The 18,751-nt window shown below is 48.9% G+C and carries 14 protein-coding genes; all 14 read right to left on the reverse strand.

From position 1 onward, the window contains the following. A partial coding sequence (locus I0P70_RS20345) for a hypothetical protein (protein WP_196120977.1) occupies positions 1-1,418 on the reverse strand: 1,418 nt, incomplete at its 3' end. 617 nt (positions 1,419-2,035) lie between these two features. Further along, positions 2,036-3,304, reverse strand: a complete 1,269-nt coding sequence (locus I0P70_RS20350; RefSeq protein ID WP_230392327.1) for a glycosyl hydrolase — start codon at positions 3,302-3,304, stop codon at positions 2,036-2,038. Between the two features lie 27 nt (positions 3,305-3,331). Further along, positions 3,332-4,171, reverse strand: a complete 840-nt coding sequence (locus tag I0P70_RS20355) for a glycosyltransferase family 2 protein (RefSeq protein WP_196120978.1) — start codon at positions 4,169-4,171, stop codon at positions 3,332-3,334. Between the two features lie 113 nt (positions 4,172-4,284). Continuing rightward, entirely contained in the window at positions 4,285-5,220 is a 936-nt protein-coding gene (locus I0P70_RS20360) for a nucleotide-diphospho-sugar transferase (RefSeq protein WP_196120979.1), read from the reverse strand. Positions 5,221-5,284: 64 nt separating this feature from the next. Further along, complete coding sequence (locus I0P70_RS20365) at positions 5,285-6,586, reverse strand: O-antigen ligase (protein ID WP_196120980.1); 1,302 nt, start codon at positions 6,584-6,586, stop codon at positions 5,285-5,287. Between the two features lie 29 nt (positions 6,587-6,615). After that, on the reverse strand, positions 6,616-7,833 hold the full coding sequence (locus I0P70_RS20370) for a glycosyltransferase family 4 protein (RefSeq protein ID WP_196120981.1): 1,218 nt from the start codon (positions 7,831-7,833) through the stop codon (positions 6,616-6,618). A gap of 84 nt (positions 7,834-7,917) precedes the next feature. Further along, complete coding sequence (locus I0P70_RS20375; protein WP_196120982.1) at positions 7,918-9,453, reverse strand: lipopolysaccharide biosynthesis protein; 1,536 nt, start codon at positions 9,451-9,453, stop codon at positions 7,918-7,920. Positions 9,454-9,556: 103 nt separating this feature from the next. After that, positions 9,557-11,929, reverse strand: coding sequence for a polysaccharide biosynthesis tyrosine autokinase (locus tag I0P70_RS20380; protein ID WP_196120983.1), 2,373 nt, complete (start codon positions 11,927-11,929; stop codon positions 9,557-9,559). Positions 11,930-11,938: 9 nt separating this feature from the next. Beyond that, complete coding sequence (locus I0P70_RS20385; RefSeq protein WP_196120984.1) at positions 11,939-12,712, reverse strand: polysaccharide biosynthesis/export family protein; 774 nt, start codon at positions 12,710-12,712, stop codon at positions 11,939-11,941. Positions 12,713-13,208: 496 nt separating this feature from the next. Further along, a complete protein-coding gene (locus I0P70_RS20390; RefSeq protein ID WP_196120985.1) occupies positions 13,209-13,421 on the reverse strand; it encodes a hypothetical protein in 213 nt (70 codons plus the stop codon). Positions 13,422-13,593: 172 nt separating this feature from the next. Then, positions 13,594-14,850: a PAS domain-containing sensor histidine kinase gene (locus I0P70_RS20395; protein WP_196120986.1), complete on the reverse strand. Its 1,257-nt coding sequence runs from the start codon at positions 14,848-14,850 to the stop codon at positions 13,594-13,596. A gap of 43 nt (positions 14,851-14,893) precedes the next feature. Further along, a complete protein-coding gene (locus I0P70_RS20400) occupies positions 14,894-16,273 on the reverse strand; it encodes a sigma-54 dependent transcriptional regulator (RefSeq protein WP_196120987.1) in 1,380 nt (459 codons plus the stop codon). A gap of 56 nt (positions 16,274-16,329) precedes the next feature. After that, positions 16,330-17,511 carry an ABC transporter permease gene (locus I0P70_RS20405; protein WP_196120988.1) on the reverse strand — a complete coding sequence of 394 codons (1,182 nt, stop codon included), beginning with the start codon at positions 17,509-17,511 and terminating at the stop codon, positions 16,330-16,332. Continuing rightward, positions 17,508-18,749 carry an ABC transporter permease gene (locus tag I0P70_RS20410; protein ID WP_196120989.1) on the reverse strand — a complete coding sequence of 414 codons (1,242 nt, stop codon included), beginning with the start codon at positions 18,747-18,749 and terminating at the stop codon, positions 17,508-17,510. The genes I0P70_RS20405 and I0P70_RS20410 overlap by 4 nt, the downstream gene beginning before the upstream one ends. Positions 18,750-18,751 lie beyond the last annotated feature (2 nt).

Below are 18,751 nucleotides of genomic sequence, written 5' to 3' on the forward strand. Positions count from 1 at the left end.
CTTATTGCGCTCGAAGAAGTTGGGTTCGTGTTTACTGGTACCACGCTGATGGTAGAACCGTGTACGTTTGACCAGAAGTCACGTGTGATCTTGCCAGTACCACCAGTACCAGTTGTAGTTCCAGTTGATGGTGAAGTTGATGCAGATGGAGTCTGCTCAGCAGGTGCAGTTGCTACCGGCGCATCTTGTGTTGGCTGCGACGGAGAAGTAGCCGGAGCTGATCCGTTAGGGCCAAGTGCGATACCATTGCGGCTCAGCTTTGACAACCAGGCGCTGTATTCATTCTGCTCGTGCTGCTTTGTGATGTTACCACCAACGTATGGGTTGTTCTCGTTTTTAACCAGACCATCAGGGAAGTAGTTCTTATCGAAAAGGTTGCCCTGGCTCATAACGCCGGTAACATTGTTACGCATTACGGCATTGAAGGTAGCACCCTTCTTGTAGTAGTCGTAGCCATATAGGCCTACGTTGTGTGTGTTCATGCGGGTGCCATCGTCAAACAAACCAGAGTTTACTCCACGGTTGTTGTATACCTCGATGTTGTTACCACCAGCAATGGCGTAGTTATAGTTACCAACGTTTACCGTCTGGTTATCAAATACCTTCACGTGAGCTGTGGCTACTGAAGCCGGATCGCCCATGCCATCCTGGTACCAGGAGTCAGCAATGATACCACCACCTGAGAATTTAGTTTCTGAAGCAGGGATTGGGTAAGCACCCTTGATGAAGTTGTTGTGGATGCGGATAGGTGAAGCAGAAGTACCACGAGCGTTAGACAAGTTGATGTTGTCTTCTACAAGCGACTTGTTTGGCTCGTTGATTATCTCGTTCCAGGCAATCTCAGCGTGTGGCAGGTTACCGCGGTAGTTAAACTGCGCAAACTGCGAGTGCTCAGCACCTCCGTGAACGCGACCGTCGATGTTCTTGGCTTTGTTGTAGCGGATTTTTACAGTTTCGTTTGTAGAACCATTGCCCTCGTAACGTGTACCCACATAGATACCAGCTGTACCTTCCAGGTAGCAGTTCTCTACTACAATGTTCTTAAAGTTGTTAACTGTTAAGAAGCGGCGTGGCTTCTTGTAATCACGCCAAGGGGTAGGAGTTAAGCCGTAACCTTTGGTGTGTCTGACAGTAATATTAGCGGCATGGCCCCAGCTTTTGATCAGGTAACCAGCACCTCTGATGTTAGAATTGACAATGACAACAGGTTCAGAAGTACGCACGTCTACAGCAGCTACCTCAGAGTCTTTTGACTCCCAGTTACCTGTGTAAGTACCTCCTTTTGTGATTACTAATGGCCCGCTGTAAGTCTGGGCGTTTACGAAGCCTGTCGAGAGTAGAAAGGCTACGAGTGTGAGCATGAAAGCAGACAGAGTTGTCCCCGTCCACTTAGTCACCTTAGTGGAAATTGTATTCATCTTTTTGGCTAAAAGTTGAAAAATTAAAAAATGTACTCCTTATAAGGCCCCAAGTAAACTACCGTTTTCTATAAATGTAGCAGGTAATCTGCCTGGTGCTTTTTATGAAAATATTGAGCTAGGCTAATCCTTGTCCTTATCTTCATATATAAGTTGTTGCAAATATAAGTATGAATTTTTTAGAAAAACCAGTCTTTTATGATAAATTCTTACTTAAATCATAGACACTTTGTATATTTCAATTTATAAAAGATGTAAAATGTGCGTTTTAAGCCTGTTTTGAAGGTTCTGTTGCTGAGAGCATGATTGAAAAAAGTTACAAAAATTTTAAAAGTCCAAACTTTTTAATATGATTTTATATGTAAATCATATAATTATAATTATAATTATTAATCTAAAATATAAGATACAAGATCGGTTTTGGACCACAAATTCAGTGAAAATGTGTAATATATAAAATATAATATATTTAATAATGCTGGTTTTGCTGTTATGTTTTTTATAGATGTTATAACTTTGGATTGGTAGCCTGAGGATAAAAATCGGAGTCGTAAATCAGAGGAGGCAGTGCAAACGTCAGGTGGGGGACTTATCGCTAAGCCAGGTTAGTAAGTCGGTTACTGAAAACTAACGGACTTATCCGATTCTGAGGTAGGCGTTGTTATACGAGGACCAAGGAAGATATCATTCCTCTCTAGCTTAGATTTCCAGAGCTGATACTCTGCGCGCTCGCTTTCTTTTGTTATTTCACCTTCAATGAAGGTATTGTTACGCTCTTGGACTGTCCCATCCGGAAAATAATGGTTGTCGTTTTTACCGTCCTGCCCCATGATTCCGATCACATTGTCGCGGAAGGTGTTGTTGAAGGTCGAGTTCTTTTTATAAAAGTCGTACCCATAGAGCCCTTGGGTCCACATCCTGAATTTTTCGCCATTCTCGAAGCGGGCGGCGTTAACGGCACGGTTGCCATAGATCTCTATGTTATTGCCGCCGGCGATAGCGTAGTTATAGTTGCCGAGGTTTACCGTCTGGTTGTCGTGTATTTTTACATAGGCGGTAGCTACCTCCTTGGGATCGCCCATGCTATCTTCGTACCAGGAGTCAGCAATGATGCCACCACCTGAGTAGTCTTTGCTGTCAGCTGGGTAGGGATAAGCTCCCTGGATGTAGTTGTTATGGATGCGGATAGGTGAAGCCGGCGTGCCTCGTGAATTCGAAAGATTGATGTTGTCTTCCACAAGCGACTTGTTTGGCTCGTTGATTACTTCGTTCCAGGCGATCTCGGCATACTGTATTGAGTTGCGGAAATTGAATTGTACAAATTGTGACCGGTACCAGCCGTCATAAATACGTCCATCAATGTTCCTGGCTTTGTTATAGCGGATCTTGATGGTATTGTTTGGACTGCTGTCACCCTTGTAGGTGTCACCTATGTAGATGCCGGCTGTATTCTCCATGTAGCAGTTCTCTACCACCACATGTTTGAAGTCATTGACGATCAGAAAACGCCGTGGCTTCTCATATATAATCCATGGGGTAGGGGTGAGCCCATAGCCTTTGGTATGTCTAACAGTAATATTGGCCGCGTGCCCCCAGCTTTTAATCAGGTAGCCGGCCCCTCTTATACTTGAATTCTCAATGATGACTGGCTCGGATGTCCTGATTTCTACAGCAGCCACCTCAGAATTTCTTGATTCCCAATTGCCGGAGTAGGTGCCTCCTTTACTAATCACGATCGGGTTTTCATAGCCAACCGTTGTGGCTTTAGCGCTCCTTTTGGCTCCGGGAAGGTGCCCCTGGGTGTAATAATAAGTAAAAAGCATTGCCACTACCAACAGGGGAATAGCAATGCTCAGTATTTTAATGTATGGCGAATCTAGCTTCAAATCAATTGTTTAGTAAACCATGTGGTGCTACTTTAAAAAATAACCAAAGAGTCTGCGCGTGTAGCCGTTCGCCAGGTGAAATGGGATGTAAGGCGTAGGGCAGTTCTTGAGTGTGAACCTGGTAAAGTCACGCAGGTTGCCGCCACCCTTCAAGTCAAACAAGTGCTTGTAGTAATTTTTAAAGCTCTTTTCGCTTCTGATCTGTCGCTCCCCGCTTTCTTCCGGATACGTGAGCAGCCTTGCATCATAATTCACATACAGCTCAAATCCGGCTCTTCTGGCAGTATGGGTATAGTCGTAATCGGCTATATAATGCGGGAAGCGGTCTTGGTCGAAGAGCCCTATCTTCTCAAATACTGCCCGAGGTATAAGCAGGCCTCTACCTGGCAGGTGCGTTACAGGGTGCAGGCCTTTCTGCTCTTCCGCTGATAGCGTTGGGAGTACTTCGTCGATGGTGTTCAGCAGCCAGTTAAGCCGTTCCCCTCCAAAAATGGGCTGTTTTGTATTGGCGTCCAGTTCGAGTGCCCCCAGCAGCGCAGTAGGTTTCTGCTCGTGCCAGTAATACATCTTTTCCAGCAGACGATCATCCGTAATCACATCATTGTTCATGGTCATGATGAGTTGAGCATCTTGCTTCAGCGCATGCCGGATGCCCATGTTCACGCCAGCCGTCCAGAACAGGTTGCCACTGCCTTTGAGTACTTCCACTTCCGGAAACTCTTCCCGAAGCATATCTTCAGTACCGTCTGTTGAGCCATCGTCTACAATTATGACTTTAAAACGCTGGTCGGTTTGTTTTTTTAAAGACTGAAGACAGTCCCTGGTGTATTCTTTTCTGTTAAAAACAGGTATAACAATGCTTATCATATTATTCAGGTATAAAGCTTAGGTATGGGTACGGCTGCTGTTGCCAAATTTGCAACGAAACCATGCAGACAGTACCGTCTACGAAAATATCAGCTTATGGAATAGTATTTTTTTTACAAATTAAAGCTCAGCAGGCTCTTTAGCTTGGAGCTTACCTTGCCCTTGATCAAGTGGTTAAAGTTCTTGGTGTCTGACTCGATATCACGCACAACAAAACGAGGGTGGCGCAGCGGGAATGAGATTTCATTCTCTTTGATCTGTGCCTTGTTATCATGCGTGTTAAACGTGTGCGTGGCATCTTCACCGAATCCGATGTTGCGGACCAGGTTGACTTCTGGCACAATACAGAGTCCTGAGTTACTGTACACGGTAAACTCCCACTGATAATCCCAGATGTCTCCGTTCGGAATGCTGGCAAATGCCTCCTCGAGTTTGCTCAGGCGGTATGTCTCTTCAAACTTATTCAGGAAAAGCCCTTTCAGATAGCCTTTTTCTTTGAGCTCCGGGTAGGCTTTCAGGTTAAAATCGAATAGCTGCCAGGCTCTGCGCCAGGTAGCCCAGCCCCAGGCATTCACCTTGTTCGAGAAGTAATAGGAGTAGTCATTGTCCTTGCGCCAGCCATTCAGGTAGTTGTTGCCGCTGATATGCATGATGCGCGTATCATGCTTGTACTTTTCGAGAAGCTCCTGGCAGAACCAGAAAAAACTTTTAGAAGGCACACAATCATCTTCGAGAATTATGCCCGATTCTTCATGCTCGAAGAACCAGCTTATTGCCGTAGCCGGAGCTACACCACACTTCAGGTTTTTCTCCTGAAACAGCGTTTTTACTTCGCAGTCCCAGTCTACCTGTTCTACAATGCGTCGGGTTTCGGCGCACTTCTCTATATCTGTTTCCACATCAGGTCTCGGGCCGTCAGCGGCTACATACAGTCGCGAGGGCTTTACCTGTCGGATACGGTCGAATACTTGTTGTGTGGTATGAGCTCTATTGAATATGATTAGCAACACAGGGGTGTGCAAAGGGGTATTGGGAATAGAATTACTCATAATATTAAGGTATAACAATATGTTTGGAATTGTATACTGAAATCGCTGTCAGAAGTTGTTACGCTCAGGCAGCGGTTAACTTGCGGTACTGTCCAATTGCTTTTGCCTTCCAGCGGGAGCCGAAGTCGCGCAGGTAGGTCGTTCGCTCAACGCCATCTTCTTCCATGTACACAATCGTCCAGCCAAGTATGGCATAGTAGAATACGGGCAGCACGTAAGAGAAACCATACACGAAACCTGTACTGATAAAAGCTACCAGGATGATCTGGTGCACGGTCATCGCTTTGGAACGCAAGCCTTTTGCAATGGCGTAGATGGGCATGATCGAGTAGATTGCCAATCCTACAAAACCTGTGTAGAAAAGCACATCGACATAAAAGCTATGGAAGTGATGTCCCTGGCCATCGTCAAACACGGGTTCGTTGGTGTCGTCACGCCAGAACTGGATGGGCAGCTCAAAACCCTCGAAGCGCATACCTATCAGCCAGTTATCCTGGATAAAGGGCAGGTATGACATCCATTGTATATAACGCCAGCCACCTGTGCCCTGCGAGTCGAAATTTTCGATGTCAGAGAAGCTCTCCTCTATTTTGGTAATGATCTCGGGGTTGGTGGAGAATAAAAAGGCGCTGCTCGCTATACCTGCTATGAGCATCACAATGCCGATGGGCATGAACTTGGCGACGAAGTTGATGGAAAGACCTGACTTGAATCGGATAAGCAGGTAGTAAACAATCAGAATGATAGCTGTCGAGATCCAGACGGTACGGTGCTGGAAGAACACGATAGACACCAGGATAAAGAAAGCCATGAATAAGCTGAAAAGCTTGCCCTCGAAAATGTACTTGCTTAGGAAATACATAAAGGGAATCACTAGCATGTAAACCGAGGAGGCGTATACCCCGCGCTCATGCGAGGTAAAGGCGCCGAGGCTCAGTTTATCGGGGTGCACTACAATCACACTGAGCCAGAAACCACCCAGGATGAACCAAACCAGGTGTGAGAACTTGAGGTAAAAATTGCCTTTGTAGAAGGTATAGACAAAGAAAATAAAGTAAAACAGGAATAGCTTCTGGAACACGTGCGGGTATACCATGGGCGTGCCATAGAAGTAATACGACTCAAACACCATCGCGAACACATACAGCGTGGTAAGTCCAAAGGCTACCCGCATTACAGGCGACATGCGCATGAAGTACACGGCGCTGTAGCCAAACGATAAGGCCGCCATACCTTTCATCAGCATGTTCAGCATGTTTCCCTGCGCCTCCAGGTTGTTCGGAAAGGCCAGCTCCGTGAACATGTTGTCCATGAGCAGGATCAGGGCGATGGGTATAATAAAGAGAAAGCTGTAGTTAATTTTCATTGTAGCGGGCAATCCAACATCTACTGCAGCTATTTGGCAGTGTGTATGGTGTTACGGTGTAAAGCGTCTTCAGGTTCGTACTGTGAGTTGTCAGGCTGAATGGGTCTGCCCACTATGTCGCTGTAGTAAGCCAGGTGCTTGTCTATGATCACGTCCTCAGAAAAACTGGCACGGGCAAAGTCACGGCCTTTCTCGGTCATTTCCGCAGCCAGTTGCTCATCTTCCAGCAGCCGCAGTAGCGCAGCAGCTATGTCGTCGGGCGACTCCACATTGCAGAGCAAGCCAGCCTTGCCGTGGTCAAGCAGATCAGGTATAAAACCACTTTTACTGCCGCCTACTACAGGCGTGCCCCCCACCATGGCCTCCAGAGGCACCATGCCAAACGACTCCTCACGGGCGGGGTGAAGCAGCACACGCGCATGCACTATTTGCTGATATACCTTGTCGAAAGGCAGCGGGCCTAAAAAGCGCACGCCTTCCGTCAGACCATTGGCTTGGGCATACTGCTGCGCAAGGCCACCTTCCTCCATGTCTACTCCTATTAAATGATAGGCCAGTTCGGGATGTCTGGCCCGTACCTGAGCAAAGGCATGGAGGGCATTCTGCACATTTTTGCGGTGTGTAAAACCCTGCACAGCCGTGGTGATGTAGTTACCCTTGATCAACGGCTTAGGTATACTCTCCTCCAGTTCGCTTGTGTAGAAATTGTCGATGATACGCGTCTTTTTCTGTGTGCGCCTTGCCAATTGGTTATAGGTATAGGATGAGTTGGCAATAAGATGCTTCGCCTTTGAGACTACAATGGAGTTGATTAACCAGCGCACCACCCGGAACATATCCGGTATGTTAAGCAGAATCTGGAAAGCAACGTCGTGAAAACTGACGGCAGTTGGCTTCCCTGTTTTTAAGGCTGCCCAGGCATATTCATAGCTCCAGAATGCACTGATAAAATCTGCCGGATGAGCTACCATCATCTTACGAAGATCCTCAACCTCAAAAAGAAAGAGGCGACGGCCAGGCTGTGGTTTCTGGCGGCTAATGCAAACCTTGAGGTTGCCGCTCTCCAGCACCATTGGCTCCGCAATCTCGGTTGAGTTGGTATAGGCAATTACTTTGAAGCCTCTTTTCAGCAATGCATTGATGAAATGCGAGGTTAGAGGAAACGCATTGGTCTGAGGTAAGTTTTTATCTTTAAGATCCCAGTTAAGTATTTGTAAATTAACGGGTCCGGCTACTCCTATAGTCATTTGGTTTTATCCTAAGGTTATTTAGTATGCATTAGGTCAGACAAGGCTGGCTAACCGTCGACACATCTTTCATTTATACCTTGTTTATACATGCTCAGTTTCTTTTACCAAACTCTTTCTATATCGCATCAGCATTCTTCCATAGTAGGAGGTTGGATTGTCCTGTACGCCCAGCTTGGAAAAGATCATATGCAGCTGCTCCTTGAGTGCACTGTGCGGGAAGAGCAGTATCATTGCAAGAAATACAAAGGCACCCGTGATCATCTGTGCTAGCAGGATCACCAGGTGCGGCAGTTCCATGCCACGCAGCAAGGTGCTCACCAGGTATACAACTACAGCCACGACAGCACCATTCAGTAAGCCTGGCAGGTATACCCGCAGCTGCTTCCAGTATGAGAGGTACAGTATTTTCTTCATCAGGGTCTGGTACATACCGATCCGGATGAGCTCACTGATCAGCAGCGCAAAGCCGAAGCCTACCAGGCCATAGTCTTTCAGTAGAAAGAATAAGCCACTGATCACAATGATCAGGGTTATCGTGATCACAATCTTCCAGTTAAGCACAGCCTTGGCATCGCACACGATGCCGGCAAACATGGTGATGAAGCTAAGCGGAATAGCCAGACTCAGCACCTGCAGCACAGGGATAGCTTCGATCCACTGGTCGCCCAGCACCACGTACACGATCTCGGGTGCCGCAATCATTATACCCAGGCAAACTGGTATGATCAGGGTCGCCAGCAGGGTGGTGCTGGAGAGGTAAACCTTGGCCAGTTTGTCGGTTTCGGATTGCAGCTTGCTGAACGAAGGAAAGACAACACGCGATACGGTGCGTGTCAGGTTGTACATGGGCAGGTTGACGAGCATAAAGGCCCGGTTGTAGATACCCAGTCGGTAGGCACCAAATACACGGCCTATCAGAAGTGTGGCCAGTTCAGTGTAGATAAACTCAAAAAAACTGATGACAGACATTTTGCTGCCGTAGGCGAGCAGGGCTCTGTAAGCTTCCCACCGCACGACCGGCAGTACATTGTGACGTGCCATGGCGTACGCTCCCAGTGCCACCAGTGCCTGCTGTACCAGCGAGGCATACACAAGGCTCCATACCCCAAAATCCAGCCAGGCCAGCAGGATACCCACTCCCAGGTATGACACCACATAAGAACCCGTTTCTACAATGCTTAGTGCTTTGAACCGCATGTTGCGCTGCAGCAAGCTGGTCGCTGTGGCCGACACACCCCCGACAACAAATGCCAGCGCCATGACACGCACAATAGGCACCACTTCCGGCATGTCGAAGATCAGGGTGGCATAAGGCGCCAGCGCCCAGGCCAGCACTGTAAATACAGCACCTAGCAGGGCGGAGGAGGTGAACGCTGCCCGGATATTCTCAGAGGTTAGTTTTTCTTTCTGGATGATGGCCTGGTTTAGGCCCAGATTGGCAAAATAGTAGCCGAAGCGCAGAATAACAGCTGAAAGGGCGACCAGACCAAAGGCTTCAGGAGCGAGTAAGCGAGCCATAGCCGAGGTATAGCCAATCTGCATCACGGCATTGGCAATGGTGCCAGCCGAGCTCCACTTCAAACCACTAACCGCCTTCGAAGCTAAATTTTTACTCATGTATAGATTCAGGTAATCGTGTCCTTCTCAAAAAAGGTGCTGCAGGAATCTGCATCCCACAGCACCTTTAAGATCAAGCGCACATGTATGTATTGCTTAGGCGCTATACGTAATAGTAGCTGCCTTTTTTCTTGTATCCGTACTCGTAGGTGTTGTTGTAGTCCAGGTCATTGATCACCATGTAGATGTTCTTCAGCTTTCGGGCTGCGTACAGCTCGTTCACCTGTGTGAGCATGTCCTTGCTGGTGTACTTGTGCTTCACTACATACAGGTTTACGTCCATGTGCTTCATCAGGATAAAGTACTCGGCCACAAATCCGATTGGCGGTGTATCGATCACCACATATTCGTACTGTTCCTTCAGCTTGGCGATCAGCTCGGCCATACGCTTGTGCTCCAGCAGCTTGATGGCATTGTCAGGTATAGGACCGCAGGAAATAATATCCAGGTTCTCGATATCGGTTTTCTGAATCACTTCCTCCAGTGGCAGTCCCTGGCTCAGGTATGAGGACAGACCAGCTGCGTTATGCGTGTTGAAGTACTTGCCAAAAGTAGGCTTGCGCATATCCGACTCGATCAGGATGGTGCGTTTGCCTGCCATGGCCATCTCACTGCTCAGGTTGACAGAGGTAAAAGTCTTGCCCTCGCCTGACACCGATGAAGTCACGCCTACAATTTTGAAGTCGGTTTCGGACATCAGGTACTGCAGGTTGATACGGATGGACCTGAATGACTCGGCAATGGCAGAGCGCGGATTGTTTTTCACGGCTAGCTTGTCAGCTTTGGTGCCATGCGCGATCACGCCCAGGAACGGAATGTTGGTCACATTGTTCAGGTCATTCTTACCCTGTATAGTATTGTCTACATTGTCGAGCAGCACGATAAGGGCGGCAGGGATAATCAGGCCCAGTATGAAAGCCAGCATAAAGATCATCTTCGGCTTCACGTTCACCGGCCCGGCTCCCCACATTGCAGCCTTGTCGACTACTTTTTTGTCAGTGGTATTCGTAGCCAATGCAATAGCCGCTTCGGCGCGTTTTTCGAGCAGGAAGTCGTACTTCTTGTTCACAAAGTCAGCCTGGCTCTGCAGTTCCATCAGGCGTCGCTCGTTTTCCGGCACCTTTGCAATGCTGGACTCCAACTGATTGATGCGCTTGTCTACGTTCGCAATGGAGATGTCTGTTGAGCGCACCAGGTTGCGGATGTTCGCAATGATGGCATTGCGTGTGCTTTTGATCTCACTTTCGATCACCCGGATGCGTGGGTTTTCGGCAGTGGCACTCACACTGTAGGAGGCCTTCTGCTGGTTCAGTCGCGATAGCTCGTTGAACAGGTTGGCCAGGTTAGGGTTCTGTATACCTGCCACAGCCGGCGACACAGCCTGCGTAAAGCTTTCGTCGTCTTCTATCTGGTCAAGCACAGTCACGTAGTACTGCTTCTCGGTCGTCAGCTTGGACCTTTCCATCTCCAGCTGCGCCATTTTTTCATAGCTGATGTTCGACTGCATGTCGATGTTGGCAATGCGGTTGGTAGAGCGGAAAGTAGAAAGAGCCTGCTTGCTCTGACGCAGCGAGTCTGTCAGGGTCGCAATCTGGCTATCAATGAATTCCAGTGTTTTCTGGCCATTCATGTTTTTCTCGTCCAGGTCACGCTTCACGTAAGTTTCCATCAGCGTGTTGAGGAAAAGCAACTCCTTCTGTGGAATAGCACCCTTGGTGCTCAGTTCCAGTACACGTGCCTCACGCTCAATTGGCTTGACATGCAATGTGCTGGCATACTGGGCCACCTGGCTTTCCATGCTATTGAGCACGAAATAGTGCTTCTTGGCGTCAATCTTGTCCTCAGGATTGGCTCGCTCAATTGTAAAGCTCAGGTACTTGTCTTTATAGGGCTTGCCAAACTCCAGCACTTTGGTATAATCCACCTCAGTAATGATCTGCTCAACGGTATGCTTTCTGAAATCATACAGAGGAGGAGTTTCAGCCTTTACAGTCAGTTCGTACTCTTTGTCGTTCAGCACACGCACCTCCAGCGGAATATCCACTAATTGGAGTGAACTGGTGTCAAGGCGTACCACAAATGGAGCGTTTTCGTACTGCTCCTCTTTGATAAGGTCTATCCCCGTGTTGAGCCAGTGGTCAGGCACTTTATAGTACGACACCGAGAAATCAAGCTGCTTAAGGGTACTGCGAATCATGTCGGCTGAGGTCAGAATGCCGACTTCATCTTCCACTTTGATCCCTTTATTCTGTACATCCAGTAGATTCAGCAGCTCCTGCGCTTTTTTAGAACCGGTATGCTGATCTCCCAGCAGGAGTGTTGATTTAAAAGCATAAATGCGGGTAGAGCTTTTAACATAGACATAAGCCCCTGCCAGCGCTACCAGTACAAAAGCCAGAAACAGATACCATCTGGTTCGGAACTTGAAAAGCCAGCTTCGCAGATCTATTTCGTGCTCTTTATTTTTTCGTTTCATGGAGGATTCTTACTTAAAATAATTCAGGATAACTGCCGCCGTAGAAATAACCCCCAATGCAATGGTGACCACGTTAAGCGACACCAGGTTGTCGCGTTTAACCTGCGCCACGGACGGCTCTACATACAGCACATCATTGGGCTGCATAAAGTAGTATCTAGATTGTACGATATTCGGGTCTTTAAGGTCGATAAGTACTACTTCAGATCCACCAGGGGTCTGGCGCACCAGCTTCACGTTCTCGCGGGCAGCACCGCGTGTCAGGTCACCCGCCATGCCGAGCGCGTCGAAGAGGGTCGCCCGCTCGTTGTACACAAAGTACTGGCCCGGACGGTTTACCTCACCCAGCACACTTACTCTGAAGTTGATCAGCTTCACTACTACAGTCGCATTGGTGATGTAGCGGTCTACGTTGCGCTGAATCAGTTCCTGGGTTTGCTGCAGGGTAAGTCCTGACACCTTCACTTTGCCCACATTAGGAAGATTCACGTTGCCCTCGTCGTCCACGGAGTAGCCACTCAGGAACATGGTACCCGGATCAGCAAAACCGAAGGCGCTTGAGGGGGGCACGATGTTGTATATATTGGATATTTCAGGTTCTAAACTCTGCACCTTAATAGAAAGCACATCGGCAGGCTGCAGCTGGTAAGGCTTATAGCTGGTTTGCATAGAGGTTGCCGCTGTTTCTTTCAGGTTCTCATTTTGCATGTATACGAGCTCCTTTTTGCTCAGGCACGAAGAGGCGCTTATCAGTAGGAGTAGAAAGTATACGACTCGTCTCATTTGTTTTGGTTAGGGTGTTGTATATGGTGAAGATTGTATAGAGGCTGTTCATTTACAGCACTCTAGGGCTACATACTGTTTAAGGATGGCAGCATGCATACCCAAAAAATTGTATCAGCCATATATACTATAGGAGCCGCAAAAAGATTCTGATTTTAGAAAATATTATGTGGTTTTAATGTATTGATTACTTGTTTTTTATTTTAAGTAGCTGATATTTAATATTTTGTGTAATGTAAAAAGTTTGTAAATTAAAATTTGAGAAAAGCGGTAGTGAAATTAGGGCGTTAAATTAATATAACTATATTATAAGTAAAGTGCAATTAATGTATGGAAAGGGGTGAATTAGAGAGATTAAATGAACAGGGAGGTGAGGTAGTAGGTAACCGGTGTTACTTGTAGATAGGGGGAGTGCAAAACAAAACCACCTTTCCTATACACAAGGTACAGAAAAGGTGGTTTCGATACATATATAAAGGGTATACAGTATACTTAGCTATTCAATCCATTTAGTACGGCGATGTCTGGCGCGGGGCTCAGGTATCTGGCGATGTTTCAGTTTGTCAGACGTTTTGCGTATCAGCTGCTGCGAAAATCCTTCAGCATGCTCAATTATTCCACCTTTCAGCTTCCAGCCTTGCGGAAATAATACGGCAACCTCTGTTGCCAGTGTTTCGAGGTTAGGGGCTACTACTATATTGTATTCCATCTTGTGAGTAAATAAACAAACTATAGAACTAATATAGCGGATTATAACATAGGTTGTATGCGGGTGGCTACGGAAATTTAGTGAATGGGGTTACATTCAAAATAAAATTTAGCTGATTATTAAAATGATTCAAAATAAACATAGTGTTTCGACTCTTTTTGCTGGATTAGTTCTATTTAGCTCCTCCTGTGACGAAGCGTATCCTGAAAGCGGTGAGTTCATCCTCACTTGATTCGAGCGAAAACTGAAAGCCGTGGCTTAATAAAATCTCCCGGATCATGGTCAGGCCGATGCCCTGCCCGGTTTCTTTTGTGCTGAAGAAAGGCGTGAACAACATGGGGCGGACATGCTCCGGTATACCTTCGCCATCGTCTGTGATGGTCAGGCAAAGCGGTTCCTGCTGCAGCTCTACCCAAATTTTTCCTTCTGACTTCACGGCTTCCATGGCGTTTTTGAGGATGTTGAGTAGAGCCTGTTCTATTTGCTGCTCGTCCATTGGTATGCAGAGGGGGGCAGCGGGAAGCTGTAGAAACAGAGTAATCTGGCGTTGTTCCAGCTGTGGGAGCATCAGTCGTTCAAGCCGCTTCAGCAGTGCCTGTACCTGCACCGGCTTTTTGGAAGGGGCGGGCAGGCGAACCACATCGGCAAAATTAGCCATAAACCTGCTCAGGTTGGCATTACGGTCGATCGCTACCTGCAGGGCATAGGTAAAATCTTCGCGATGCTCCTCATCGATCTGTGGGGTATAATACTGCACAGAATCCAGGATCGAGTTGATGGCCCCAGTCGAGTTGTTCACCTCGTGCGACATCATCCGAATCACTTTTTCATACGCCTGCCGCTCATTTTTGATGATGGCCTCTGTGAGTTCCTCCATCATGATAAAGGCGCGCTGAAAACCTCGGTCGATGAAGTGGGCCCGGTGTGCTCTGAACGTCCGAATGCCATTGAGGCGGAAGGTATAGGGTTGTCCGGCTTGTACCTGCTTCAGCTCACGTGACCAGGTATTGGGCAGTTCTTCCAGTGGGCTGCCCTGCAATGTGTGGCCAGAGAGACTCAGGTAACGCTCGGCGGCGGGGTTGATGCTTTCGATGCGGTCATCAAAGTCGAGGAGGATGATGCCGGCAGGAGAGGCTCGGATAATCTTTTCGAGCAGAAAGCTTTTTTCAGCCTGCGCCACCCGTTCCTGCCGTAGCTGCTCGATCATGCGGTTGTACACGTCTACCAATTCATCCAACTCCGGCTGTCCTACCCGCACAAACTTTGTAGAGAAGTCCTTGTCGCGGATGGACTCTATACCTGCCCGGATCAGGTTGAGCGGTTTAAAGAAGGCAAAGTACAGGTTCACCGTTATTACAACAGAGATCAACACCAGCACCTCCATGCCTATAAACAGCAGCTTATTCTCCTGCAGTAGGAAGTAAGCCATAGAAGCTAGCAGGCCATGTACTGCAACTGCAAAAAGGATGAACTTAGTCCTGAGATTCATAGGGGATGCCAAACTTTTCGAGGCGACGGTATAGTGCGGCCCTGCTAAGACCCAGCGCACGGGCTACTTTGCTAACGTTATTGCGGTAGTAGGCCATGGACTTACGGATCATGGAGGCTTCCATCTCGTCCAGCGTCATGGTACCCACGGCGGGCAGGGTTTTATCGCCAGCCTTTACAGGCCCCTGTTGCGACTGCGCCTGGAAGTCCTCGGCACGCAATGTATCGTCTTCGGCCACCAGCACGGTGCGCTCCACCAGGTTCTTCAGCTCGCGTATGTTGCCAGGGAAGGTGAGCTCCTTCAGCCACTGCAGGGCTCGGGGGCTAACCTCCAGCTCAGGCCGATGGTAAGTCTGCTTCATGTTCTCCACAAAGAACTGCACAAGTAGCGGAATGTCATCCGGTCGCTCACGCAAGGCAGGTATACGCACCTTGATCAGGTTGATGCGGTAGAAGAGGTCTTCGCGGAATTTGCCTTCCTCCACCATCTGCTCCAGATTGCGGTTGGTGGCGCACACCACCCGGATGTCGAGTTTGCGGGAGCGACTGTCACCAAGCACTTCGTAGGTGCGGTCCTGGAGCACGCGCAGCAGTTTTACCTGGCTGTTCATGTCCAGTTCCCCGATCTCGTCAAGGAAGATGGTGCCCTTGTTGGCCATCTCGAAACGGCCTACCCGGTCGGCTTTGGCGTCGGTGAAGGCGCCTCGTTTGTGGCCGAACATCTCACTCTCAAAAAGGCTCGCTGAGATGCCGCCCAGGTTCACCTTCACGAATGGCTGGGACTTGCGGAGGCTGTTGCGATGCACCGCCTCCGCTATCAGTTCCTTGCCCGTACCACTCTCGCCTTCGATTAATACCGAGGCATCGGTTGGGGCGATTTGCCCAATCCGCTTCAGTATCCGTAGCAACTGCGGGTCCTGACCTACGATGTTCTTAAAATTATACTGCTGGTCGAGCTTTTTGCGACTCAGGCCTTCATCTTTGGTTGGAGCCTGCTGCGACAGGCTCAAAGCCGTGCGCACTGCCTGCACCAGGTAGTCATTGCTCCAGGGCTTGGTAATGAAATCTGCCGCACCCAGGCGCATACCTTCCACTGCCAGGCTTATGGAGCCCCAGCCTGTGATGAGAATGACCGGTACCTGTGGCAGTTGCTGCTTGAAAGTCTCCAACAGCCGAAGCCCGTCATGACCTGTCGTCTCAATGGAAAAGTTCATGTCCATGATCACGAGTTGTAGAGGATGGGCCTGCGCCACTTCAAGCGCCTCCCTCGGAGAGGCTGCTTCTTTAGTCTTGAAGCCGTGCTGCTTTAGCAAAATGCTCAAAGAGGCGCGAACGGCTATATCATCATCTATTATCAGGATCATGGAACGGGAGCTGCTAAATCAGGTATAAAGATAATTTTTTAAGGTATAAATTGCTATTATTCTTCGTGCAGGGCGATGGCCGGATGAATGGCTGCGGCTTGTCGGCTAGGGTAGAGGGCGCAACCAACCACTAGTATATAAATAACAACCACGCTTATACCCAAGGCTAAGAAATAGACTACCGATTCAACCTCAAATACCTGCAGCAGCGGAAACTGTACGGCAAAGGCCACACCCAGCAGCAAGCCAAAGGTAGCCAGCACCAGCACCTCTCCGATAAACTGCCGGTATACCTGGTTGGCCGAGGCGCCCAGCGCCCTGCGAAGCCCAATCTCACCATTGCGGCGGCTGATGTTATACCAGAGTACACCAAAGAGGCCCAGTGCCACATTTAAGATGAGAAAGCCGCAGACAAGACCCAGAGCGATCATGGGTACCATGGTGAGTTTCGATTTGTTCTGGCGCATTTTCTCCAGGGTAGCCACCTCCAGTGTCCAGTCTTTGCCTATACCTGAAACCTCACGCACCATTTTCTCCTCGAATGCAATCCCGGTACCAGGCTTTACCCGAATAAGGAGTTCACCCCAAAAAGACTTGTCACTTTGCTGGAGGTTGATCCGAGTGAAAAAGGCTGGTCGCTCGGCGGAATACTCACTGTAGCCTCGGAAGTGATCCACGACCCCAACCACTTGGTAGTTCACCGAGTCGTTTTGGGGTATTAATTTGCCTAGCGGCTCTTCTTCGCCGAACAGCTGCCTTTGCATTTCGCGGTTAATTACGATGGGCTGGTGGTGGGCGGCATTGTCCTCCGGGCCAAACCAGCGACCCTGGCTAGGCTGTACCTGCAGCACATCGGCATAGTCGTCGTCTACTTGGTAGTGGTCTGCCTGCGTGCTTCGCTTGTTGTCATACGACAGATTATCCGTCATCTGGCTGAAGGCAAAGGGGGCATTGCTGTTTGTGAGAGCGGCATACTCGACCTCAGGGTAGGCGCGAACCTGCTGTACTGCCTGCTCCAGGTTCTGGTGGTTGAGGGCAGCGGAGTCGGCACTGGGGCGCATGGTGAGCAACCATACATTGTCATACTCAAATCCCAAGGGCTTGGTATAGTTGCGTACATTGTACACGATCAGGCTCACCACGCCGAAGAGCACCAGGAAGCAAAAGAAGATTTCCGTCATGAGCAGGAAATTGCTCTTTTTGCGGTTCCAGATCAGTTTAAATAAATGGCGTATCATTTTGTACCTCCTTTCAGCGCCTCTACGGCATTTAAGCGTGACATTTTATAGGCCGGATACACTCCGGAAATTAGCCCGAAAACCAGGCAGAGCAACAGACCGAAGGCAAACACACGGATGTTGAGCCCGAGGTTGGCATACACGATGACGCCGCTGTCGTTGATCAGCCAGAGCACTCCCGCCGACAGCGCAAAGCCCAGCAAGCCTCCAAGCAGTGTCAGGAAAACGTTTTCGATGATAAACTGCCCGATAATAGTGGAAGAGGTGGCACCGAAGGCCTTACGCACACCAATCTCCGAAGAGCGCTCCATGATGCGGCTGATGTTGATGTTAACCAGGTTGATGGTGGGCAGCAGCATGAACAGCAGTGCAAGACCTGCCATGATAACGTACAGTATACCTAAACCGGAGTCCTTGCCGTTGCTCAGAAACGTGCGGGCAATACTTTCCAGAAACGTATCGGGGTGGGAGGAGAGCGTAGTGCCTTTTTCTGCTTGCTGGCGTTCCACCTCCTGCATGATGCCCGCATACTCCTCTTTTATTTGGGGTACGTCATCAGCTGACTTCGCCTTAATGGTGGCAAAGTAGGTACCCCGAAGACCAGGCCTGTTAAACTCCTGACTCTTCATTGTAATCGGCACCCACACATCGGCGTAGGAGTGCAGGCGCAGCGCCGGCACGTCTTCTACCACGCCTACCACCTGGTACCGCACCTGGTCCACCACGATGTACTGTCCCACTGCCTTATCTGTGCCGAAGTACTGCTTGCGGGTGTTTTCGTTGATCACGGCCACACGGTTGGCGCCGCGCACATCCTGCTCGCTAAAGCCGTTCCCTTCCAGGAAATTGAAGTCTAGGATATCCCAAAACGCACGGTCTGTGTACTTGATGTCCAGGGCAAGCTTACGGTTGTTGATGTAGCTGTTCACCTGAAAGAACATGGAGTTAATGGACACCATTTCAGGCGTTTTCATGGTGCGCACATGCTGGTCGAGAAAGCGGTAGCTGGGAGGGCCACTGCTCGAGAAACCACCTTCACGTTGCTCACGCAGGATATTCACAAAGAGAAGCTTGTCTGTTTCGCGCTCCGGCATCTGCGGACCAAAGGTATGGTCGAAGAGAGAAGAGGCCACCATGAGCACCAGCAACGTAAAGCTGATACCGAAGAGGCTGATGAAGGTAAAAAACTTGCGTCGCAAGAGCACCTTCCAGGCTATTTTGATGTAATTCTTCAGCATGG

This window comes from Pontibacter sp. FD36 (genome assembly GCF_015686655.1).
Taxonomy (GTDB): Bacteria; Bacteroidota; Bacteroidia; order Cytophagales; family Hymenobacteraceae; genus Pontibacter.